This window comes from Amycolatopsis sp. TRM77291, assembly GCF_054166285.1.
This window is the reverse complement of the sequence record NZ_JBSZHF010000001.1, coordinates 3968537-3991044: the sequence shown is the minus strand read 5'-3', so window position 1 is coordinate 3991044 and position 22508 is coordinate 3968537. Positions and strand designations below refer to the sequence as shown.

Annotated in this window: 18 protein-coding genes; 12 read left to right on the top strand and 6 right to left on the bottom strand. The window is 69.5% G+C overall.

Translation table 11 applies throughout. The features are described 5' to 3' along the window. Positions 1-50 precede the first annotated feature (50 nt). Genes ACXIZN_RS18265 through ACXIZN_RS18255 form a run of 3 tightly spaced genes read left to right on the top strand, consistent with a single transcriptional unit; the run spans position 51 to position 2509 of the window. Positions 51-620, top strand: coding sequence for a TetR/AcrR family transcriptional regulator (locus ACXIZN_RS18265; protein ID WP_457955848.1), 570 nt, complete (start codon positions 51-53; stop codon positions 618-620). Positions 621-629: 9 nt separating this feature from the next. Next, positions 630-1859: a sensor histidine kinase gene (locus ACXIZN_RS18260; RefSeq protein WP_457955847.1), complete on the top strand. Its 1230-nt coding sequence runs from the start codon at positions 630-632 to the stop codon at positions 1857-1859. Further along, positions 1856-2509 carry a response regulator gene (locus ACXIZN_RS18255; protein ID WP_457960547.1) on the top strand — a complete coding sequence of 218 codons (654 nt, stop codon included), beginning with the start codon at positions 1856-1858 and terminating at the stop codon, positions 2507-2509. The genes ACXIZN_RS18260 and ACXIZN_RS18255 overlap by 4 nt, the downstream gene beginning before the upstream one ends. A gap of 116 nt (positions 2510-2625) precedes the next feature. Here the strand turns inward: ACXIZN_RS18255 and cysC are convergent, their stop codons facing one another. Both cysC and cysD read right to left on the bottom strand, forming a co-directional pair. After that, positions 2626-4452, bottom strand: a complete 1827-nt coding sequence (gene cysC, locus ACXIZN_RS18250; RefSeq protein WP_457955846.1) for an adenylyl-sulfate kinase — start codon at positions 4450-4452, stop codon at positions 2626-2628. Beyond that, positions 4452-5360, bottom strand: coding sequence for a sulfate adenylyltransferase subunit CysD (cysD, locus tag ACXIZN_RS18245; RefSeq protein ID WP_457955845.1), 909 nt, complete (start codon positions 5358-5360; stop codon positions 4452-4454). The genes cysC and cysD overlap by 1 nt, the downstream gene beginning before the upstream one ends. 77 nt (positions 5361-5437) lie before the next feature. Between cysD and ACXIZN_RS18240 the strand changes: the two genes are divergently transcribed. Next, positions 5438-5905 (top strand): nuclear transport factor 2 family protein, encoded by a 468-nt coding sequence (locus tag ACXIZN_RS18240; RefSeq protein ID WP_457955844.1) that lies wholly within the window; start codon positions 5438-5440, stop codon positions 5903-5905. 185 nt (positions 5906-6090) lie between these two features. On the opposite strand, the gene ACXIZN_RS18235 is transcribed toward ACXIZN_RS18240, so the two are convergent. Next, the gene (locus tag ACXIZN_RS18235) at positions 6091-6969 is read right to left on the bottom strand and encodes an IclR family transcriptional regulator (protein WP_126731822.1); all 879 of its coding nucleotides are present in this window, start codon (positions 6967-6969) and stop codon (positions 6091-6093) included. Positions 6970-7056: 87 nt separating this feature from the next. Here ACXIZN_RS18235 and ACXIZN_RS18230 point away from each other — a divergent pair, with 87 nt between their 5' ends. The 3 genes from ACXIZN_RS18230 to ACXIZN_RS18220 are packed head-to-tail and all read left to right on the top strand — an operon-like array spanning position 7057 to position 10176. Beyond that, positions 7057-8226 (top strand): hypothetical protein, encoded by a 1170-nt coding sequence (locus ACXIZN_RS18230; RefSeq protein ID WP_457955842.1) that lies wholly within the window; start codon positions 7057-7059, stop codon positions 8224-8226. Next, on the top strand, positions 8223-9005 hold the full coding sequence (locus ACXIZN_RS18225; protein WP_457955841.1) for an SDR family oxidoreductase: 783 nt from the start codon (positions 8223-8225) through the stop codon (positions 9003-9005). Before ACXIZN_RS18230 ends, ACXIZN_RS18225 begins: the two co-directional genes overlap by 4 nt. Before the next feature lie 10 nt (positions 9006-9015). Continuing rightward, positions 9016-10176 carry a sulfotransferase family protein gene (locus ACXIZN_RS18220; protein ID WP_457955840.1) on the top strand — a complete coding sequence of 387 codons (1161 nt, stop codon included), beginning with the start codon at positions 9016-9018 and terminating at the stop codon, positions 10174-10176. A gap of 75 nt (positions 10177-10251) precedes the next feature. Here the strand turns inward: ACXIZN_RS18220 and ACXIZN_RS18215 are convergent, their stop codons facing one another. Next, positions 10252-11937, bottom strand: a complete 1686-nt coding sequence (locus tag ACXIZN_RS18215) for an EAL domain-containing protein (RefSeq protein WP_457955839.1) — start codon at positions 11935-11937, stop codon at positions 10252-10254. 72 nt (positions 11938-12009) lie between these two features. Next, positions 12010-13137, bottom strand: a complete 1128-nt coding sequence (locus tag ACXIZN_RS18210) for a lycopene cyclase family protein (RefSeq protein ID WP_457955838.1) — start codon at positions 13135-13137, stop codon at positions 12010-12012. A 43-nt stretch (positions 13138-13180) separates the two neighbouring features. On the opposite strand from ACXIZN_RS18210, the gene ACXIZN_RS18205 reads away from it, so the two are divergent. The 5 genes from ACXIZN_RS18205 (at position 13181) to ACXIZN_RS18185 (ending at position 21148) form a co-directional block, all read left to right on the top strand. Then, positions 13181-14743: a deoxyguanosinetriphosphate triphosphohydrolase family protein gene (locus tag ACXIZN_RS18205; RefSeq protein WP_192745192.1), complete on the top strand. Its 1563-nt coding sequence runs from the start codon at positions 13181-13183 to the stop codon at positions 14741-14743. A 213-nt stretch (positions 14744-14956) separates the two neighbouring features. Further along, the gene (locus ACXIZN_RS18200; RefSeq protein ID WP_457960546.1) at positions 14957-17833 is read left to right on the top strand and encodes a S8 family serine peptidase; all 2877 of its coding nucleotides are present in this window, start codon (positions 14957-14959) and stop codon (positions 17831-17833) included. A 487-nt stretch (positions 17834-18320) separates the two neighbouring features. Next, the gene (locus ACXIZN_RS18195) at positions 18321-18989 is read left to right on the top strand and encodes an acVLRF1 family peptidyl-tRNA hydrolase (protein ID WP_457955836.1); all 669 of its coding nucleotides are present in this window, start codon (positions 18321-18323) and stop codon (positions 18987-18989) included. 142 nt (positions 18990-19131) lie between these two features. Next, positions 19132-20760: an ABC-F family ATP-binding cassette domain-containing protein gene (locus ACXIZN_RS18190; protein WP_034311834.1), complete on the top strand. Its 1629-nt coding sequence runs from the start codon at positions 19132-19134 to the stop codon at positions 20758-20760. A gap of 178 nt (positions 20761-20938) precedes the next feature. Beyond that, positions 20939-21148 carry a helix-turn-helix domain-containing protein gene (locus tag ACXIZN_RS18185; RefSeq protein ID WP_003071237.1) on the top strand — a complete coding sequence of 70 codons (210 nt, stop codon included), beginning with the start codon at positions 20939-20941 and terminating at the stop codon, positions 21146-21148. Here the strand turns inward: ACXIZN_RS18185 and ACXIZN_RS18180 are convergent, their stop codons facing one another. Further along, positions 21149-22450 (bottom strand): glycosyltransferase family 87 protein, encoded by a 1302-nt coding sequence (locus tag ACXIZN_RS18180; RefSeq protein ID WP_457955832.1) that lies wholly within the window; start codon positions 22448-22450, stop codon positions 21149-21151. Positions 22451-22508: the final 58 nt, after the last annotated feature.

Here is a 22508-nt window from a genome sequence, read left to right as displayed (position 1 = left end):
AGTGTTCCCGCATTTCGCGCCCAGGTCAACCGATCGGTATACTCGGAACCATGCTGACCCCAGCCGGCGAGCGTGTCCTGAGCGCCGCGAGTGAGCTCTTCTACCGAGAGGGCCTGAACGCGGTGGGTGTCGCGGCGGTGGCCGAAGCCGCCGGCGTCACGAAGAAGACCCTGTACGCGTGCTTCGGGTCGAAGACGGAGCTCACCGTCGCGTACTTGCGGCGTCGTCACGACGTCTGGTGGGCATACCTCGAAGAGCGGCTGGCCGAAGCCGATCGTCCTCGGGCACTCGTGGTCTTCGACGCCTACATCGAGCACCCCCGGCTCGGGAGCGACCGGGGTTGCGCGTTCCTCAACGCGGCCGCCGAACTGACCGCGGGGCATCCCGGCCTCGACGTGATCCGGCGGCACAAGGCGGCGGTACGGGCCAAGTTCGCCGAACTTCTCCGCGAGGACGCCCCCGGCGCGGCCGATCCGGAACGGCTCGCGGAGCAGCTCTTCCTCCTGCTCGAAGGCGCTGTCGCGCACACTGGTATCGACGGGGACGCGCACCGCGTCACGCTCGCGAGGGAGATCGCGGAGATACTCGTGAGGGATACGCACGAAGCCGCCACGCGCTAGAAAGAGCGCATGCGACTTTTCGGCCCGCTCGTCGACCGGGCGACTTACCGCCGATGGGTGTATTTCATCCTCGGCGGCGCGCTGAGCGTGCCGTACATCCTCTTCGCCGCCATCGTGGTGCCGTCGTTGCTCCCCCTCGTGGTGACGGTGGAGCGTGGGCTCGTCATCGCGATGATCACCGCCGTCCTGGTGATCGTCGCGTCGTCGTTCATCCCCGCCGTCCGGGTGCTGGAGGGCGCGGCCGTACGGGAACTCCTGGACGATCCCGTCCCCGGGGTGACGTTCGGGCGCGCGGCGAACTGGCCCGTCCGCCTGCGGTCGACCGCGATGTTCTTGCTGCACGTGAGCGCCGGCTGTGTCATCAGCCTGGCGAGCCTGGTCGTCCCGGTCGCGTTCGGATTCACGATCGCGGCCCCGTTCACCGGCCGGATCGCACTGTCCACCGAGGACCCGATCGAGGTGCCGAAGGGCTGGGCGAGCGCGTGGATCCCGGTGGCGTTCCTGCTCGGCGTCGTCGTTCTGGCCTACGTCGTGTGGGCGGCGGGCGCGGTGCTGACCCGCTGCGCCAAAAGCCTGCTGGGGGTCTCGGCCGCGGAGCGGATCGCCCAGCTGGAGAAGCGCACCGAACAACTCGCCGAACGCAACCGGCTCGCGCGCGAACTGCACGACTCGGTCGGGCACGCGCTCAGCGTCGTGACCATCCAGGCGGGGGCCGCGCGCCGGACGCTGCGGTCGGATCCCGATTTCACCGAGCAGGCGCTCACCGCCATCGAGGACTCCGCCCGCGCCGCGCTGGACGACCTCGACCACGTGCTCGGCCTGCTGCGTGACGAGGCGTCGTCGCGGACGCCGCAGTCAGGGCTGGCGGAGCTACCCGCCCTGGTCGAAGCGACGCGACTGGCGGGCGCCGAGGTGGCGGCGGAGGTGCGGGGCGAACCGTCCTCGGTGCCGCCGGTCGTCTCCCGTGAGGCATACCGGATCCTGCAGGAATGCCTGACGAACGCGTTGCGGCACGCCGGTAAGGTTCCGGTGACGGTCCTCGTCGACGCAGGAACGGAGCTCTTGCGCTTGCGGGTGTCCAACCCGCTCGGCGCCGCGGAGCCGTCGCGCGATGGGGGCGGCCGGGGGCTGCGGGGAATGACGGAACGGGTGGAAGTGCTCGGAGGCACGATCACCGCGGGCCGCGCGGACGGATTCTGGAAGGTCGAGGTGGCGGTGCCATGGGGGAATCGGCGATGAGCATCGGGGTGCTGCTGGTCGACGACGAACAGCTCATCCGGGCGGGGCTGCGGGCGATCGTCGCCTCCGAACCCGACCTGGAGGTCGTGGGCGAAGCGTCCGACGGCGCCGAGGTGCCGGGGCTGGTCTCGCGGTTCCGGCCCGACGTCGTGCTGATGGACGTCCGGATGCCCTCGGTCGACGGGATCCGCGCGACCACGCATCTGATGTCGACCATGGACGATCCGCCGAAGGTGATCGTGGTGACCACCTTCGAGAACGACGACTACGTGTACGACGCCCTGCTCGCCGGAGCGAGCGGCTTCCTGCTGAAGCGCGCCCGGCCCGAGGAGATCGTCGCGGCGATCCGGACGGTGGCGGCGGGGGAGTCGCTGCTGTTCCCGGCCGCGATCCGGCGGCTGGCCGCGCAGCAGGCGAACCGGGGCCCGCAGGACGCTCTGGCCGGCGCCGGGCTCACCGAACGCGAAAGCGAGGTGCTGCGGCTGATGGCGGGCGGACTGTCCAATGTGGAGATCGCGGGCGAGCTGTACCTCGGTGTGCAGACGGTCAAGACGCACGTCGGGAACGTGCTCGCGAAGCTCGGCGCGAGGGACCGGACGCAAGCGGTGATCAAGGCCTACGACACCGGATTCGTCACGCCGGCGGGCTGATGGGGAAACGGAGGTGCCGACCTCACTGTCGGCCGACGGTGCGAAAGCCACTTTCGCAACGCGCCTTGTCCCTCGGTAGGCCAATACAGCGCCCAGTGTCGAGGGAGGGCTCAGGCTTACTCCAGGGCGGCGAGGATCAGTGAGGCCATCGCGGCCGGATCCCCGTTTTCCGGGCGCAGCACCAGATCCGGGCTCTCCGGCTGCTCGTAGGGAGCGTCGACCCCGGTGAACTCGCTGATCTCGCCCGCCCTCGCCTTCGCGTACATCCCCTTGGGGTCGCGGTCTTCGCAGACTTCGAGCGGGGTGTCGACGAAGACTTCGAGGAACGGCAGCCCGGCCGCCTCGTGTGCGGCGCGGGCGAGTTCGCGGTCGGCCCGGTACGGGCTGATCAGGGAGACCACCGACACCACCCCGGCGTCGGCGAACAGCTTCGCGACCTCGGCGACGCGGCGGACGTTCTCGGCGCGATCGGCGGGGCTGAAGCCGAGGTTCCCGTTCAGCCCGTGCCGGAGGTTGTCGCCGTCCAGCAGGTACGCGGGCCTGCCGGACGCGACCAGCCGCCGCTCCAGTTCCACGGCCACGCTCGACTTGCCGGACGCGGAAAGCCCGGTGAGCCAGACGGTGAGCCCGCGTGTCGCCCGTTCCGCCCTGCTGACCGCGGCGGTGTGCCAGACGACGTTCGACGCGGTCACACTCGGGCCGGTGATCATGCCCGCCGCGACCGTCGCCCCGGTGTGCTCGTCGATGAGGAGGAAGCCGCCGGTGGAGCGGTTGCGGCAGTAGGAATCGAACAGCAGCGGTTGCCGCGCGCGCAGCCGGATCCGGCCGATTTCGTTGAGGGACAAAGACTTCGCGGTCTCGTCGCGGTGCAGGGTGGAGACGTCGAGCCGGTAGTCCAGCTCGCGGATCTCGGCCTTGGTCTCCCTGGTGGTGTGCCGCACGAGGAAGTTGTTCCCTGCTTTCAAAGCCCCTTGTTCGGAGAACCAGCACACCATCGCGTCGACGTCACGGCTGGAGTGGGGCCGGTTGCCGGGGCGGCAGATCAGGTCACCACGGCCGAGGTCGAGGTCGTCTTCGAGTTCGATGGTGACGGCCTGCGAGGCGAAGGCTTCGGTGACCGTGGTGCCACCCGGGCCCCAGATCGCGCGTACCGTCGTGGTGAAGCCGGACGGCAGCACGGCGACCTCGTCGCCGGGTTTGAACACCCCTCCCGAGACAGTGCCCGCGTAGCCGCGGAAGTCGCGGCTGTGCTCCCGGATCACGTACTGCACGGGGAATCGCGCGTCGATGAGGTTGCGATCCGAGGCCACGTGCACCTGTTCGAGGTGATGCAGCAGGGAAGTCCCTTCGTACCAAGGCATACTGGCGCCCCGGTGCACCACGTTGTCGCCGTGCAGCGCCGACATCGGCACGAAGGTGAGGTCGTGCACCTGGAGTTTCATGGCGAAACGGCGGAACTCCTCGCGGATCTCCTCGAAGCACTCCCGCGACCAGCCGACCAGGTCCATCTTGTTGACGCACAACACCAGATGCGGGATGCCCAGCAGGCTGGCCAGGAACGCGTGCCGGCGCGACTGTTCGAGCACGCCCTTGCGGGCGTCGATCAGGATCAGCGCGAGATCAGCGGTGGACGCCCCGGTGACCATGTTCCGGGTGTACTGCACGTGCCCCGGTGTGTCGGCGATGATGAACTTCCGCCGTGGCGTGGCGAAGTAGCGGTGGGCGACGTCGATGGTGATGCCTTGTTCGCGTTCCGCGCGGAGACCGTCGGTCAGCAGCGCGAGGTTCGGGTACGCCTCGCCGCGGTCGCGGCTGGTGCGTTCGATGGCTTCGAGCTGGTCGGTGAACACCGTCTTCGAATCGAACAGCAGGCGGCCGATCAGGGTCGACTTCCCGTCGTCGACACTGCCCGCGGTCGCGAGGCGGACCAGCGAAGCGCTCATCAGAAGTAGCCTTCCTTCTTCCGGTCTTCCATGCCCGCCTCGGAGATCCGGTCGTCGGCGCGGGTGGCGCCGCGTTCGGTGAGCCTGCTGACCGCCACCTCGGCGACCACCTCACCCGGCGACGTCGCCGTCGACTCGACGCAGCCGGTGCAGGTCGCGTCGCCGACGGTCCGGAAGCGAACCGTTGCCTCGTAAGGACTTTCGCCTTCGTTCAGAGTGAGGAACCGGGTGTGCGCGAGCAGCATGCCGTCCCGCTGGACGACCGGGCGCCGGTGCGAGTAGTAGATCGACGGCAGGTCGACGTTCTCGGCTTCGATGTACTGCCAGATGTCGAGTTCGGTCCAGTTCGACAGCGGGAAGACGCGAATGTGCTCGCCCTTGCGGTGCCTGCCGTTGTAGAGGTCCCAGAGCTCCGGCCGCTGATTGCGCGGGTCCCATTGGCCGAACTCGTCGCGGAAGCTGAACACGCGTTCCTTCGCGCGGGCCTTCTCCTCGTCGCGCCGCGCTCCGCCGAACACGGCGTCGAAGGAATGCTCGCGGATCCCGCGGAGCAGGGCGGCGGTCTGGAGACGGTTGCGGCCGGCCTTCGGGTCTTCGACGACCCGGCCCGCGTCGATGTCGTCCTGCACGCTGGAGACGACGAGCCTGAGCCCGTACGCGTCGACGGTGCGGTCGCGGAACTCGATGACCTCGTCGAAGTTGTGCCCGGTGTCGACGTGCATCACCGGGAACGGCGGCGGCGACGGCCAGAACGCCTTGGCCGCCACGTGGAGCATCACCATCGAGTCCTTGCCGCCGGAGAACAGCAGCACCGGCCGTTCGAAGGTCGCCGCGACCTCGCGGAAGATGTGCACGGCTTCGGCTTCCAGTGCTTCGAGATGGGTGAGCTCGTATGCCGGGGACGCCATCGGGACCTCCGTGGTTCGAGACCAGAAAAGTAGAACAAGTTCTTGTGCTTGGTCAAGGGCTGGGGGACGCTGTCGGCATGGACCTGGTCGCGCTCGAAGAGATCCGTCGCCTCAAAGCCCGCTACCTCCGCTGCCTCGACCTCAAGCTGTGGGACGAGATGGCCGAGACCCTGACCGCCGACGCGCACGCGCGCTACGGCACGCCGTCGTACGGCAAACCACTGACCTTCGAAAGCCGCGAAGCGATCGTCGAGTTCTTCCGGAACGCGGTCGGCCCCGGCATCACGACGGTGCACTTCGCCGGGCAGCCGGAGATCGACGTCGACGGCGACACCGCGACGGGCACCTGGCTGATGCGGGACAAGGTGATCGTGCCCGAGCACCGGGTGGTGATCGAGGGTGCGGCGTACTACGAGGACACCTACCGGCGGGTGGACGGTGTGTGGCTGACCGCCTCGACCCAATACGACCGGCTGTACGAGACGATGATGTCGATGGACGACGTGCCGAGCCTGAAGCTCACCGCGAACCGGTGGGCTTCCTGACCCACAAAACCCGGAACATGCGTGCTTGAAGCCGTAACTCGCGTGATTCAAGCCGTAACTCGCGTGTCTGGGGCCGGAAGACAGTGCCGATCCCGGCTCGGGTGTGTTACGCCTCCAAGCACGCGTGTTACGCCTCTGATCACGCGTGTCTCGTGCCTGAACACGCGATCTCCGCATTCAGACGACTAAACGCGGGGGTGGCGGCCGCCGGATTCGGCGGTGACGGCGTCGGCGGTGGCGACCAGAGCCGCGCCCCGCCGCGCGATCTCCGCGCCGGTGATCGGTTCGCCGACCGAAAGCGTGAGCACGAGCTCTTGCCGTCCCGAAGCGTCGAACGTCGGCGCGGCGAGCAGGCTCACCGCGTGCTTGCGGCGCGGTTCCAGGTCGGCGCCGAGGTAGACGCGCTCGCCGAGGCTCGACACGAGTTCTCCGACCAGGCCCCGCACTTCCGGCGGGAGTTCCTCCGCGCCGACGCCCGCCATGAGCGCGTAGAGCCGACGGCCCGCGGAAGTCAGGCTCTCGACCAGGTAACCGTGCTCCCGGCATTCAGCGACGACGCGGCGAAGGTGTGCTTCGTCCAGCCGCACCGGAACCGCCGGTGGTTTGGCGAGCCACGCGTCGAACGCCGCGTCGGAATCCCACAGCACGTACATCAGGCCGACCGGCGGCGCGAACGGGTAGGTCTCGCCCAGTTTGATCCGGCCGGGACCGGCGCTCTGCAGCATCAGGATCCGGTCGCCGACCACGGCCGACGCCGTGCACGTGGCGCCGTATCGCCTGCTCAGCTCCTCCAGATGACGGCGCGCGACCTCGCTCGCGCCGAATCCTTCGCTCGCGACACGGCCGGCGGCGACCATCGCCGGGCCGAGCCGGTACGTGACCGGCTGAGGGTCCCGGACCAGGTAGCCGCCCGCCGCCAGTTCGGTGACGATGCCGAGACAGGTCGGCTTGGCCAGGTCCAGCTCGCGGGCGAGTTCCGAGAGGCCGAAGCGACGGCCTGGGTGCGCGGCGAAGAAGTCGAGCAGCCGCACGACTCGCTCGGTGGGCGGTGAGCGTCGGGTCATTGACCCATCCTTAGAACGCGTTCTAGTCTGATGGAACGAAGAACGTACCAAGTCGGTACGTATTTGTACCAGTATGGGGAGTCGCCGGTGCTCACTCAACCGTTCGCGGACGCGATCGTCGAAGCCGAGAAGGTCATCGCGGAGGCGCCGCATATCCGGACCGAACAGGATCTGGTCGAGGGGTACGACTACCTCGCCGGCAGCATCCGTGCGTCCCTGCAGATGGCATGGGCCTACGAACGGGACTATCCGTTCTTCACCCAGTCCACCGGCCCGTACACGAAGATGGGCCTGGACAACCCGGACACGCTGTACTTCAACGCGAACATCCGGGAGGACCGCGAATACGTCGTCACCGGGACGCGGGGGAGCACGGCCGACGTCAGTTTCCAGATCCTCAACGGCGACTACTCGCCCGTCGAGGTGCCGGACAGCCTCGCCGCCTTCGACGACCGCGAGATCGAGATCGCCGAGGACGGCTCCTTCGAACTCCGCTTCGGACCGGCGAAACCCGACCCCGGCCCCAACTATTTCGTGCTCGGCCCGGGATCGTCGATGCTCGTGGTGCGCGAGGTCTACAGCGACTGGGCCACCGAACGCCGCGGCACGATCCAGATCCAGTGCGCCGACACCGCGGGTGGCGCGCCCGCGCCGCTCACCCGCGACGGGCTGGCCAAACGCTACGGCGTGACCGGCAAGATCCTGCTGAGCAGGCTCCGCACCTTCCTCGCCTTCCCGAAGTGGTTCTACCTGAACCTGCCGGTGAACACGATGACCGAGCCGCGGCCAACGCCGGGCGGCCTGACCACGCAGTACTCGTCGGCCGGGCATTACGAGCTCGGCGACGAAGAGGTCATGATCGTGACGGTGCCGCGATCGGACGCGCCGTATCAGGGCATCCAGCTCGGCAGCGTCTGGTATCTGTCGCTGGACTACATCAACCACCAGACGAGCCTCACCGCCGACCAGGCGCGGGTCGACCCGGACGGCAAGATCCGCTTCGTGATCAGCGAACGTGATCCCGGCCTGGCGAACTGGCTCGAACGCACCGGGCACGACCGCGGGTACGTCCAGATCCGGTGGCAGCGCCTGTCGCGCGCGCTGGAGAAGGCCGACGGTCCCGAGGTCGAGGTGGTGAAGTTCGGCGAACTCGCCGACCGGTTGCCGTTCTACGACGAGGCGCGCGTGACCCCGCAAGAGTGGACAGACCGGATCTCGGCCCGTCAGCAGGCTGTCGCGGCGAGGATGCTGGGATGACGGATCTCTTGCGGGACAAGGTGATCGTGGTCTCCGGAGTCGGGCCGGGGCTCGGCCGGTCGATCGCCGTCCGCTGTGCCGCGGCGGGGGCGGACGTCGTCCTCGCCGCCCGCACCGAATCCCGGCTCGCCGAGGTCGCCAAGGAGGTCGACGCGCTCGGCCGCCGCGCGGTCGCCGTGCCCACCGACATCACCGACGACGCTTCGGCCGCGAACCTCACCGAGGCCGCGCTGGCGGCGTTCGGCCGGGTGGACGCCTTGGTGAACAACGCTTTCGCCATCCCGCCGATCATGGACCTCGCCGACGTCGACCTCGCCGACGTGCGGACGGGCTTCGAGACCAACGTGCTCGCCGCGCTTCGGCTCACCCGTCTGTTCACGCCCGCGCTCGCCGAGAGCGGCGGTTCGGTGGTGATGATCAATTCGGCCGTGCTGCGGCATTCCCGGCGGACGTTCGGCGCGTACAAGATGGCGAAGGCGAGCCTGCTCGCGCTCGCCCAGAGCCTCGCCTCGGAGCTCGGGCCGCGCGGGATCCGGGTCAACTCCGTGGCGCCGGGTTACATCTGGGCGGATTCGCTGAAGTGGTACTTCGCTTATCTGGCCAAGGAACGCGGGGTGCCGCCGGAGCAGGTGTACGCCGAGACGGCGGAGACGATCGACCTGCGCCGCCTGCCGGAACCGGACGAGATCGCCGACACCGTCGTGTTCCTGGCCTCGTCGCTCGCCCGGTGCGTCACCGGTCAGTGCCTCGACGTCAACGCCGGCGAATACCACCACTGAGAGGGAGAACATGCTGCCAGGTCGGGAAAACGTCGGCACCGTGGAGGATCTGCACGCGTCGGCGGCGAAACTCACCGGGCTGGACGACTTCGGCGGCGAGGACCATCTCGAAGGCCTCCGCGTGCTGCTGGATTCGTACGCCGGCGAGGCGGGTTTGACCCCGTACGGCAACAAGATCCATCGCGCGTTCCTGCGCGGCGCCCTGGTGGCGAGGTCGTTGAGCGAGGCCTCGTGGAAGCAGAATCCGGAATACGCCGAAGTTCCCATCGAGCGGCCGATCTTCGTCACCGGCCTGCCGCGCACGGGGACCACGGCACTGCACCGGCTGCTCACCGAGGACCCGGCGCATCAGGGGCTGGAAGTCTGGCTGACCGAAGTGCCGCAGCCGCGCCCGCCGCGCGAGACCTGGGCGGAGAACCCGGTCTTCCAAGGGATCCAGGCGGGTTACGAGAAACACCACGTCGAGCATCCCGAGTTCATGGGCCTGCACCACATGTCCGCGGACCAGGTCGAGGAATGCTGGCAGCTCCTGCGGCAGTCGCTGAAATCGATGTCCTACGAATGCCTCGCGCACGTGCCTTCGTACTCGCGCTGGCTGGACGGCCAGAGCTGGACCGACGCCTATCACCGGCACCGGCGCAACCTGCAGCTCATCGGCCTGCCGGACGCCGGACGCCGCTGGGTGCTGAAGAACCCGAGCCATCTCTTCGCGCTCGACGCGCTGCTGGAGGTCTATCCGGACGCGCTGATCGTCCAGACCCATCGCGCGCCGAGCACGATCGTCGCGTCGGTGTGCAGCCTGAACGAGCAGGCTTCGGAGGGCTGGTCCGACGTCTTCCGCGGCGAGGTGATCGGCCGCAGCCAGCTGGACCTCTGGGCGCGCGGTGCGGAAAAGTCTTTGGAGGCAAGGAAACGTCACGATCCGGCGCAGTTCTGCGATGTCCGGTACGAAGATTTCGTCGCCGACCCGATCGGCACGGTCGAAGGCGTCTACCGGCATTTCGGGCTGCCGCTGAGCGACGCCGCCCGGGACGCGATGACCGTGGTGCACGCCGAAAGCCGGTCCGGGGAACGGAAACCCGTGCACCGGTACGACCTCGCGGACTTCGGGCTCACCGCCGGCGAGGTCGACGAACGCTTCTCGGCCTACCGCGCCGCCTACGCGCTCTGAAACTCCCGCATTTCGTCCTCTGGATGCGGTCCTTGCACGCGCAACTACCGCATCCAGAGGACGAAATGCGGGAGGTCAGAAGCCGGCGGCGGCGCGTTGCGAGGGGAGGCCGCGCGTCGTGATCCCGCGCAGGACCTCGACCCGGTCCGAACCCGGCCGCCCGAGCACCCAGCTCGACCCGGGGACCTCCTTGGCGCGTTTCTTCAGCGGTGCCAAGAGCCGCGACGCGTCCTTGTAGGACCGGATCGCGCCGTGCCCGCACACCAGGGTCGCCAGCGAAACCGTCACCGGCAGCCCGTCGGCCGACCACGCCGTGTCCAGCAGCGCGGCGGCGACCGTGCCGATCTCGTCGACGTCGCAGGCGATCAGGAAATCGTCCCCGCCGACGTGGCTGACGCGCATCCGCCGCAGCCGGGCCTCCAGATCGGTGAGGGTCCGGCCGAGCGCGCGGATCAGGTCGTCGCCCGCGGCGAACCCGGCGGTGTCGTTCACCGTCTTGAACGAGTCGACGTCCAGCCAGGCCGCGACGAACGGCTCCCGCGCGTTGATCCGGCGGTCGACGTCCCTGGCGACGGCGTCGCTGCCGGGCAGGCGGGTCAGCGGGCTCAGCGAGACCGCCTCCTCGACCTTCGCCTCCGCGACCCCGCGGACGACCTCGTTCACCAGCACCACGCCGACACACCGGCCGCGGTCGTCGACCACCACGACGTCGTCGCCGGTCCGGCCCCAGTCCGCGTCGGTGACCAGTTCGAGGAATTCGAGCGCGCTCGCGTCGGCGTGGATCGTGTGCGGCCGGTCGGCGAGCCGCGACGCCGGCCGTTTGGCGTGCAGGGCGTGGCCGTACAACCCGGTGACCGCGACCAGGAACCGCGTCCGGTCGATCGACCACTGTGGACGGTGCCGGTCGTCGATGCCGACGATGCCGCTCGGCCCGTCGGCGGCGGCCAGCACCTCGCGTACGTCGTCGCAGGTCGCGTCTTCCGGCAGCGTGGTCGCGGGCCGGAGGAAGTCGCCGACGCGGCGGGCGCGGGCGGTGCCGGGGATGAACGGCCCTGGCGCGTCCGGCGCGGGCAGCGGCGCGTGGTCGCCGTCCGGCGGGGCGAGCAGGTTGCCCTGCGCGATCCGCACGCCGAGCCGCCGGGCGGACTCCAGTTGCTCGGTGGTTTCGAGGCCGGTGGCGACCAGGCGGTTGTCGGTGCGTGACGCGAAGTGGAGTACCGCCTCGACCACCGCGACGGCGGCCGGGTCGTGCGGCAGGCCGCGCAGCACGCTGCGGTCCAGTTTCACCAGGTCGACGGGCGCCGAAGCGAGCAGCGTGAGCGGGAGGTCGCCGCGGCCGAGGCCGTCGAGCGCGAGCCGGAACCCGACTTCGGTGAGCCGTCGCATCCCGGTGAGCAGCAGGTCGGCGGGGATCTGCGTGAACGGCGGCCCGATCTCCAGCACGACGTCCCTGGTCCGGCGGCCCACCAGGCTGAGCGCGTCGGTCAGCGGGTCGAACTGCGAGGGCGGCGCCGCCACCGTCCGCGCGGACAGGTTCAGGTGCAGGGGGAGGGTGGCCTGCGGTTCGCGCAGCTGCCGGACGGCCTCGGCGGCGAGGCCGACGTCGACCTCGGCCAGCCTGCCGCTGCGCCGGGCGTCGGCGAGCAGTTCGTGGGCGGTGCTGCGGCCTGGCCGGGCCAATGCTTCGAACGCGACGACGCCACCGGTGTGCAGGCTGTACAACGGCTGGTAAGCGAAGCGGACAGCGATCTGCAACGTCACAAGCGAATGTTCGCGGGTGGCGGCACGAAACGAAATACGTGTCAACTGATGTTCATCGTGAAGGCACCTGGGTTACCTAGAACGGCGTAACGCACGCCACCCGATCAGGTGTTTTCTTACTGGCCATGGTGACAACCGGAAAAGCGCCGACATCGCTTCGGCGGTACCCGAAACATCTTCGCGGCCGCTGGTGAATGCTCGCTGGAGCGCGATGGGCAACGTGAAGAACCGATCGAAGAACACCGGAACCAGTTCGGGCGGCATCCCGCACAACGCGCGCAGGCCATGCCGTCGCAATCCGTGCACGGCGCGCGCCGGAGGCGACCACAGCGCGCGGTGCGCGGCCGACGCCGCCGCGGCGGGGCCTCGATCCCAAGCCAGGGCCACGGCGTCGGCCACCGGATCCGCGAGCCGGATCGACGTCGCGACGCTGTACCCGGTCGCCGGATGCACCAGCGCGCCGGCGGCCCCGAACGGCACGGTCCGGCCGCGCCTCGGCACCGGCACGTCGAGCACGATCCGCACGCGCTCCTCGCGTCCCCGCGACGACAGCCCGACGGCCCCGAGGCGGGCGCGCAGCCGCGCCGCCAGGACGTCGAGCGGCAGGCCCGGCCTGCGGGCCAGCGAGGTCTCCTCGACCAGGACGGTGCCGTCGCCGAGCGGCAGGACGTACAGGAATCCGGACTCGGTCTCCCGCCAATCCATGAACACGGCGGTGTCGGGGCCGTCGACCAGGCGCAGCGTGTCCTCGGCCGGGAGGACGGCGCCGAACGCCGTCTGTTCGTACCGGACGCCTCGCGGCCGGACACCGGACGCGTCGACGTACAGGCCGGTCGCGAGGGTTCGTCCGTCCTCGAGACGCACCGACGAACCCTGCTTGCCGTGGTCCACGCCGGACACCGTCCCGGCGACGACGTCGTAGCCACCGTCGAGCCACCGGCGCAGGCCGTCGTTGTCCAGCACCAGGTAGCGCCGCTCCAGGACATGCCGCCTGGTCCCGAAGGCGAGCGTGGTCGAGGGCGCGCACGCGACGGCGCTCCCGGGCAGCGCGGGCAGTTCGTCGGCGAACAACCCGTAGGTCGCCCGCCAGCGGCGGCCCGGCGCCGGGTCGACGAGGACCGTCTCCAGGCCACGCCGGGCGCAGGCACGCGCGAGCGCCCGCCCCGCCGGGCCGCCGCCCGCGATCACCACGTCCGTCACCTGCGTATCTCACCACGCCGCCGCGACGGATACGGTGTCACGCATGGAACAGACGGACCCGAGGACGTGGCGGCGCGATCCGGAGAGCGAGAGCGCCGGGTTCACCGACCTCGCCACGAGCCCGTTCCGGATCGACCGGGACCGGATCGCCGCGTCGCCGTTCTTCGCCCGGCTCGGCGGGGTGACGCAGGTGGTCAGCGCCGGGGGTTCCGGCCTGCTGCACAACCGGCTCACGCACAGCCTCAAGGTCGCGCAGGTCGCGCGCGCCATCGCCGAGCGGATCAACGCGAGCAGCGATTCCGCCGAGCTCGCCGCGAAACTGGGCGGCTGCGATCCGGACGTCGCCGAGGCCGCGTCGCTCGCGCACGATCTGGGGCATCCGCCGTTCGGGCACCTCGGCGAGCAGACCCTGGACCGGATCGCCCGCCACCGCTTCGGCCTCGCCGACGGCTTCGAAGGCAACGCGCAGTCGTTCCGGATCATCACCACCACCGACGTGCGCGGCCCGTCCGCCTCCGGGCTCGACCTCACCACGGCGGTGCGCGCCGCGGTGCTGAAGTACCCGTGGGCGCGGCTGCACGTGCCCGACCCGCATCCGACGTCGATGCCCGTCCAGCCGCGCGGCGCGGCCGAGCCCGCCGACGCCCCGGGCACCGGCGCGAGCAAGTTCTCCGCCTACAGCACCGAACTCGACGACTTCACCCAGGCGCGGGCCCCGTTCGACGGCCGGATCGAACCCTGGCAGCAGACCGTCGAAGCGTCCGTGATGGACACCGCCGACGACATCGCCTACGCCATCCACGATCTCCAGGACTTCCACCGGATCGGGGTCCTGCAGCACGCGCCGGTCGCCGCCGAGTTCTCCGGCTGGGTCGACCACGCGCTGGAACTGGCCGCGCTGGACGACGCGACGTTGACCGCGGAGCGGCGGCTGCCCGGCCGTTCGCTGGAACGGCTGCGCCGCCGGATGCACGCCAAGGACGGCTGGATCGTCGACGACGACGCCTTCACCAGCGCCGTCGCCCGTGTCCGCGCCGAACTCGTCGACGGCCTGCTCGCCACCGGGTTCGACGGGTCCATCGAGGCCGAACAGGCCACCGCCGCCTTCTCCGCGAAATGGACCGCGCGGCTCGTCGACGGTGTCCAGGTGGTGGCTTCGCCGTCGACCCGGACGGGGCATCTGACGCTGCGTCCCGCCCAGTGGCACGAGGTGCAGGTGCTGAAATTCGTGCACCGGCGGTTCGTGCTGCTGCGCCCGGAACTCGCGCTGCACCAACGAGGACAGGCGAGCCTGGTGACCACACTGGTCGACGCGCTCGACGCGTGGCTGCTCGATCGCGACGAGTTCTACCGGCTCCCGCGCCGGTTGCACGATCTGGTGGAATTGGCCCAGTCCGAATTCTCCGCACTGGCGCGGACGTCGCCGGAACTGCTCATCGGAGCGACCGGGGAGCCGGTCACCGGTGCCGACGCCGTCCGCGGTCTGGCGCGCGGGCGGGCGGTCGTCGACTTCGTGGCGTCCCTGACGGACAAGCAGGCGGTGACCCTTATGGACGGCTTGTCCGGCCGTGCATCGCAGCCTTGGTCGGACTCCTTCGTCCTGTAGCCGCGCGATTACCCTGAACGGCCCACGGCCTGCGGCCGAATCCGGAAAATACCCATCAGACGTCACCCGAACGGCGCCTGCCGCCGGTGCACGCCCGGTACTTAGCTTGATCGAGCCGGTGATCGCCGGCGTCGGTCAGCGTGAGTCGGGGCACGCGCCTAGGAATCGGAGGCGCACGTGCGTCCAACCCGTTCTAGCAGGAGAAGAAGAACGATCCTGACCACGGGCACCGCTGCCCTCGTCACCGCGCTCGGCCTGGTGAGCCCGCCCGGTGCGGCGGCGGAAAGCGGATCCCCGGACGCGTTCTCGGCGAACACCGTCCGGCAGATCGAGGCGTTGCAGTCGATCAAGAAGAGCCAGAACGCCGGCGAGTCCAAAGTGGACAGCCGACTGCTGGTCGAACAGAAACTCCGCGCGCAGCGGATGTCGGCTTCCGCGGTTCCCGCACTGGGGTCTGGGGCGAATGTCTCCGCGGCCGGCACCGTACTCGTGGACATCCGGGGCCAGGTTTCGGAAGAACTCCTCAAGGGACTGCGTGGATCCGGTGCGGGGATTCGCGCGGTGTCCGAACGGTACGGCAGCGTGCGCGCCGAAGTTCCGCTGAACGCGGTCCCGGCGATCGCGGCCCGCGCCGACGTCAAGAAGGTCGAGACCGCCAACGAGGCGTTCACCGCCCGCCAGCTCGCCGAACCCGCCGCCGCGGGCAAGCGCGAAAGCAAGGAAGAGAAGGCCGCCCGGATCGCGGACGAGCTGAAGAAGGCCGTCGACGCCAAGGGACAGCCGGGTATCGCCGCCGGACCGGTCAACAGTGAGGGCGACCGCGCGCACAACGCCGACACCGCGCGCCAGCAGTTCGGCGTCACCGGCGTGGGCACGAAGATCTGCGCGCTGTCCGACGGTATCAACTCGCTCGCGACCTCGCAGGCACGCGGCGAACTCCCGGCGGGCGTCGACGTGATCCCCGGCCAGGAGGGCGACGGCGACGAGGGCACCGCGATGCTCGAGATCATCCACGATCTCGCGCCGAACGCGTCGCTCGGTTTCGCCAGCGCGTTCAACTCCGACGCCAGTTTCGCCGACAACATCCGCAAACTGCGGTTCGACGCGGGCTGCGACGTCATCGTCGACGACGTCCTGTACTTCAAGGAATCGCCGTTCCAGGACTGGATCATCGCCCAGGCCGTGAACGACGTGACCGCAGACGGCGCGCTGTACTTCTCCTCGGCCGGTAACGAGGGCAACGTCACCGACGGCACTTCCGGCCACTGGGAAGGCGACTTCGTCGACTCCGGCAAGGGCGTCGGCAAATTCGCCGGTACCGCGCACAACTTCGCCGGTGCCGCGGGCAACCAGATCTTCGAGCCGATTTCGGACGCCTCCTCGGCGCGGATCCCGGTCACGCTGTTCTGGTCGGACCCGCTGGGCGCCTCGAACAACGACTACGACCTGTACCTGCTGAACGCGGCGGGCAACGTCGTGGACTTCAGCCAGGACAACCAGACCGGCACGCAGGACGCCTACGAGCGGGTGGACACGCCCGCCGCCGGCGGGACCGGTCTCCGGCTGGCCATCGTCAAGTTCTCCGGTGAAGGCCGCTACCTTTCGCTGTCCGCGCTGCGCGGCCGGTTCTCCGACTCGGCCGACGGCCTCAAGGCCTACACCAGCCCCGGCGTGACCGTCGGCCACTCGGCCGCGCGGGACGCGTTCAGCGTCGCGGCGGCACCGGCGGCCAAGGCGTTCCCCCGCGCCCTCGAACCGGGCGACCCGGCCAACCCGGCGGGCCCGTTCCCCGGCGCGTTCGGCGCGGCCACGAAGGTCGAACGGTTCACTTCGGACGGTCCGCGGCGGATGTTCTACCAGGTCGACGGCACGCCGATCACCCCGGGAAACGTGTCCGCGACCGGTGGTGAGGTCCGCGCGAAGCCGGACATCACCGCGGCCGACGGCGTCTCCACCAGCGTCACCGGCTTCACCACGTTCTACGGCACGTCGGCCGCCGCGCCGCACGCCGCCGCGATCGCGGGCCTGGTGCTCTCGGGCAACCCGGGGCTGCCCCCGGCCGACGTGCGCGAGGCGCTGGTCAACACCGCCGTCGACATCCTCGCCCCCGGCCGCGACAACTCCAGCGGCGCGGGCGTCATCCTCGCCGACAAGGTGCTCGCCTACACCGGCGCCAGCCCGCAGCCGCTCGCGTCCGCCGGCCAGCCGACGGTCACCCCGGCCGACGGCGGCTCCGCGCTCGACCCGGGCGACACCGCCAAGGTCACCCTTCCGGTGACCAACCGCGGCGACGGCACCGCGACGTCCACCAGCGTCGTGCTCTCCAGCCCGACCCCCGGTGTCACGGTGGCGCCGCGGTCGAAGTCGTACGGCACGATCAGCCCCGGGCAGACCGGCGTGAACGACTTCACCATCACCGTTCCTGCCACGCAGGAACTCGGGGTGCCGGTGGTGCTGAACGCGCGGGTGACCTTCGCGGGTTCGTACTCGCCGACGACGTCCACGTTCTCGCTGCCGGTCGGCACCCCGTCGCCGGTTTCGCGGGACTTCGCCTACACCGGTGCCGCGGTGGCGATCCCGGACAGCGACCCGGCCGGTGTGACCGTGCCGATCACGGTGAGCGGGGTCGGGCGAGCCTCGAAGCTGACGTTCTCGGTGGACGGCACGGCCTGCAGCACCGACCAGACCTCGGCGACGGTGGGCATCAACCACTCGTTCGTCGGTGACCTGGTCGGAACGTTGACGTCACCCGCGGGGGCGAAGGCGACCGTGTTCCAGCGCGGCGGCGGCTCGGGCAACAACCTTTGCCAGGTCGTCTTCGCCGACAACGCGGCCACCGCGTTCAGTTCGGTGAACGCGGTGGCCGCTCCGTTCACCGGCACCTACAAGCCGGCGCAGGCGCTCGGCGGTCTTGCCGCCGGTGTGGCTGACGGCACCTGGAAGTTCACCGCGGTGGACGTCGCCGGTGGCGACACCGGGTCGATCCGCGCGATTTCCTTGCACATCAACGGTTTCGTTCAGCCCGGCGTGGCGGAGCGGCCCGCGGGTGTCGGGAAGTCGGTCGGGCGTGGGCCGGTGAAGCCGGTGTAGTCCTGTTGTTCGTGAAGGTCCCCTTCCCTCGGCTCAGCCGGGGGAAGGGGACCTTTCGCGTGGTGGCTGATGTCGCGAAAGCCACTTTCGCAACCTTCAACGTTGCGAAAGTGGCTTTCGCAACGTCCGCACGCGTCCGCCGTTGCCGCGAAACGGCGACAGCCGCACGGGCAGTGGCTTCTGGCTTGCCAGGCGGGTCGGGTGGTGTCGCGAAAGCCACTTTCGCGACGTCTGGTGTCCCGAAAGTGGCTTTCGCGACATCCTCGGCGNGAAGCCGGTGTAGTCCTGTTGTTCGTGAAGGTCCCCTTCCCTCGGCTCAGCCGGGGGAAGGGGACCTTTCGCGTGGTGGCTGAGGTTGCGAAAGCCACTTTCGCAACCTTCAACGTTGCGAAAGTGGCTTTCGCAACACGGCCGCAGCCGGAGCGTCGCCGCGAAACGGCAACGTCCGACCCCTGCTGATCCGCGCCACGCCCCGTACGTTGGACCCATGGCGAGGGAGCGGCAGGTGGCAGGCGGGGGACGGGCGGTCGAAATCGCGCCGGATCGCCTCGAAGGCTGGTACGCCCGGTTCGCCGTCCGCAACGATGGCGTCCGCGAGACCGAGCTGAGCCCCGGCGCCGTCACCGTCGTCGCGGGCAACGGCGTGGTGGCCGTCGCGACCGTCCCTTTCGGACCGCTGAACGCCGAAGGAACCGTGCCGGGTCTCGCCGTCGGCCCGCTCATCGACCACGCGCTGGTCTCGCGGAGGATCGCGCTCCTGCTGGTGCGCCGCGGCGGGCACAGCGTCGGGATCGCGCGCGGGGGAGCGGTCGTCCAGTCCAGGACGGACCGCCATCTCGTCCAGGGCCGTTCAGCGGCGGGCGGCTGGTCTCAGCAACGGTTCGCGCGGCGGCGGGAAGGGCAGGCGCGCTCAGCGCTTCGGTCCGCCGCGGACGACGCCTTCGAGGTGCTCGTCCCGCAACTGTCCGAAGTGGACGCGGTCGTGCTCGGCGGTGACCGCCGCGCCCTGGAATCCCTGCGAGAGGACAAGCGTCTCGCGCCGTTGTTCCAGCGTGCCGAGGCCCGCGTCCTCGACATCGCCGAACCGCGCCGCACGGTGCTCGAAGACGCCGCGGAGCGGGCTGTCGCGGTCGAAATCACCCTCTCCGGGCCGTGACGTCGGGCACGGTCGGATAAAACCGTTCGACACCGGCCCGTACACTGATCGCGTGGACATCCTCTTGGAGTAGCTCCTCGTCTGCCCGACGGCAGACGAGTCGAAGCTGTCCGCTCATCCACCCCTTGTACCGGGAGTTCCCGTGATCACGGCCTCTGGCCTGCAGCTGCGCGCCGGCTCGCGCATTCTGCTCGACGACACCAACGTCCGCATCCAGCAGGGCGACCGCATCGGCCTGGTCGGCCGCAACGGCGCCGGCAAGACCACCTCGCTCAAGGTGCTGGCGGGGGAGGGTGAGCCGTACGCGGGCGAGGTCCGCCGCAGCGGCGAGCTCGGCTACCTCCCGCAGGACCCGCGCGAGGGCGATCTGTCCGTCACCGCGAAGGACCGCGTGCTCTCCGCGCGTGGCCTCGACACCTTGCTACGCAACATGGAAAAAGCGCAGACCGCGATGTCGGAGCTGGCGGACGAGAAGGAACGCGACAAGGCGGTCAACCGCTACAGCCGTCTCGAAGAGCGCTTCGCCTCTCTCGGTGGATACGCCGCCGAGAGCGAGGCCGCGCGGATCTGCTCCAACCTCGGCCTGGCCGACAGGGTGCTCGAGCAGACGCTGCAGACGCTTTCGGGTGGTCAGCGCCGCCGGGTGGAGCTCGCCCGGATCCTGTTCGCCGCCGCCGAAGCGGGGGCCGGCGGGAAATCCGAGACGATCCTGCTGCTCGACGAGCCCACCAACCACCTCGACGCCGACTCCATCAACTGGCTTCGCGGCTTCCTGAAGCAGCACGATGGCGGTCTCGTGGTCATCAGCCACGACGTCGAACTGCTCGCGGACGTCGTCAACAAGGTGTGGTTCCTCGACGCGACGCGCGGCGAGCTCGACCTCTACAACATGGGCTGGCAGCGCTACCTCGACGCGCGCGCCACCGACGAGAAGCGGCGCCGCCGCGAGCGCGCGAACGCCGAGAAGAAGGCGTCCGCGCTGCAGCAGCAGGCCGCCAAACTGGGAGCCAAGGCGACGAAGGCCGTGGCCGCCAAGAACATGGCCCGCCGTGCCGAGCAGATGCTCTCCGCGCTCGACGAGACGCGGCAGGCCGACAAGGTCGCCCGGATCAAGTTCCCCGAGCCCGCCCCGTGCGGCCGGACGCCGCTCACCGCGGAGGGGCTCTCGAAGTCCTACGGCTCGCTCGAGATCTTCACCGGAGTCGACCTCGCCATCGACCGCGGGTCGAAGGTCGTCGTGCTCGGATTGAACGGTGCAGGAAAGACGACATTGCTCCGGCTGCTCGGCGGAATGGAAACTCCGGATACCGGTGAGACCATTCCGGGTCACGGATTGCGTCTGGGCTATTACGCACAGGAACATGAAACTCTCGACCACGATGCGTCCGTGTGGGAAAATATCCGTCACCTCGCACCGGACACCGGAGCGCAGGAGTTGCGGAACCTTCTCGGCTCGTTCCTGTTCACCGGCGAGCAGCTCGATCAGCCCGCCGGCACGCTCTCCGGCGGTGAGAAGACGCGGCTCGCGCTCGCCGGGCTGGTGTCCAGCGCTGCCAACGTTTTGCTGCTCGACGAGCCGACGAACAACCTGGACCCGGCCAGCCGCGCCCAGGTCCTGGACGCCTTGCGCAGCTTCGCCGGAGCCGTCGTCCTGGTGACGCACGACCCGGGCGCCGTCGAGGCGCTGGAGCCGGAACGCGTGATCCTCCTGCCGGACGGCACCGAGGACCATTGGTCGGCGGATTATCTGGAACTTGTCCAGCTTGCGTGAGGCCTGCGTCCGTTCGGGTGCTTGATCGATGCCATCCGGCCACTGAAATGGCCCAATGTGATCGCGGTTTCAGCAGTTTTGCGCTCGTCGTCTGGCATTCCGGCGCTCAGTGTTCGATCATTGCGGCGACAGGGGCCGTTATGTGGCCCAGAACACTCTCGGCGGGAAGGCGATCGACGTGGCTGATCTCAAGAAAGGCGCGCGGATCACCGGCAACACGCGTGACAAGCTGGCCGCTGACCTGAAGAAGAAATACGAGAAGGGCTCGAGCATCCGCGCTCTCGCGGAGTCCACGGGTCGCTCGTACGGGTTCGTGCACCGGGTCCTCTCGGAGTCCGGCGTCCAGCTGCGCGGCCGTGGCGGTGCCACCAGGGTCAAGAAGAAGTAGTCACGAGGAAGTAGCGGACTGCTGCGCGGGGGGCGCAGTTCCCTTTCCAGGGACCGCTGTTTCACGGGTTTCCGCGGCCAGGAAGACCAGCCTGGCACCGAGCAGGACCAGCGGATACACCAGGTAGCCGTACCTCGTCGCCGGAGTGAGCATGATCAGCGCGACGAGTCCGACAGCCATGCGCAGCAGCGCGTCCGAGCCGGTCGCGGGCGGACGGCGCAGCAACCAGACCAGGATCGCGACGGCGGCGATCCCGAGCAGGGCGAAGGAAACCGCCGTGCCCACCGGGCCGAGCGAGGCGATGAGGTGGCCGGGCAACGGGCTCGCCGCCGGTGATTTGATCACGCCGATTCCCAGCGGGAAACGGAAGACGTGCTCGGCGAACGCCTTGGGGCCGACCAGGTAGACGGGCACGTGCAGGACGAGGGTCGTCACCACGAGTGCCGCGGCGAATCCGCCGAGTGCCCGAGGGCCACGGCGCGTGATCAACAGGACACCCAGCACCACGATCGCGGGCGCGACGATGAGTTTCGCGCTGACCACCAAGGCCAGTACCAGACCCGACATGATCGCGCGTCCGGTCGTGGCCAGCGCGAAGGACAGCACCAGCAGGCCGACGATGGCCAGATCCGGCCCGGCGACCGCCCAGGTCAGTGCCGTCAGCGGACAGGCGAGCGCGAGTTGCGCCGCGCTGACCGGGATTTTCGGCCACTTCAGCAGCCGCAGCGTCAGCAGGACACAGGCGACGGCCGCGAGCGCGAACATCCAGCGAGCGTCCGTGAGGGCGTTCGCGACCGGTCCGCCGCCGAAGAGGGCGCGCGGCAGACCGAAGACGGTCATCACCGGACCGTATGGCGTGTAATCGTTTACTTCCACCGCGCGGCCGAGCGCGGTGACGTCGACGTACGGGGTTCCGTTCTCCAGAAGGAGTTTCGCGGACCGTTCGATCACCCAGACCTCGGGCTGTGCGGCCCAGGAGTTCGGCGTGATGAGCCAGTCCACTCCGGTCAGACGGCGAATGACGAGCATTCCCAACGGAAGGATCATGGCGAACAGGCCGATGGCGCCGATACCGAGCCACCGCGAACCGAGTGCGCCGGACAGCGGCTTGCCGCGCCGGGCGGCGATCGTCAGCCAGCCGGTGTGGACCACGGCGAGGCCGTAACCCGCTACAGCGAAGTTCGCCCAGACGCGATAACCGTAGAATTCCGCGACGGCGGTGTTCACGACGGCGTAGACGAGGCAGCCCGTGTAGAAGACCAGGTCGATGGTCAGTCGTCGCCGGTCTGGGTCCTTGGTCACCGGCTCAGGCTACCGACGCGGCCACACCCGCTGGAAAGAGGACGCGGAAACCGGGAAG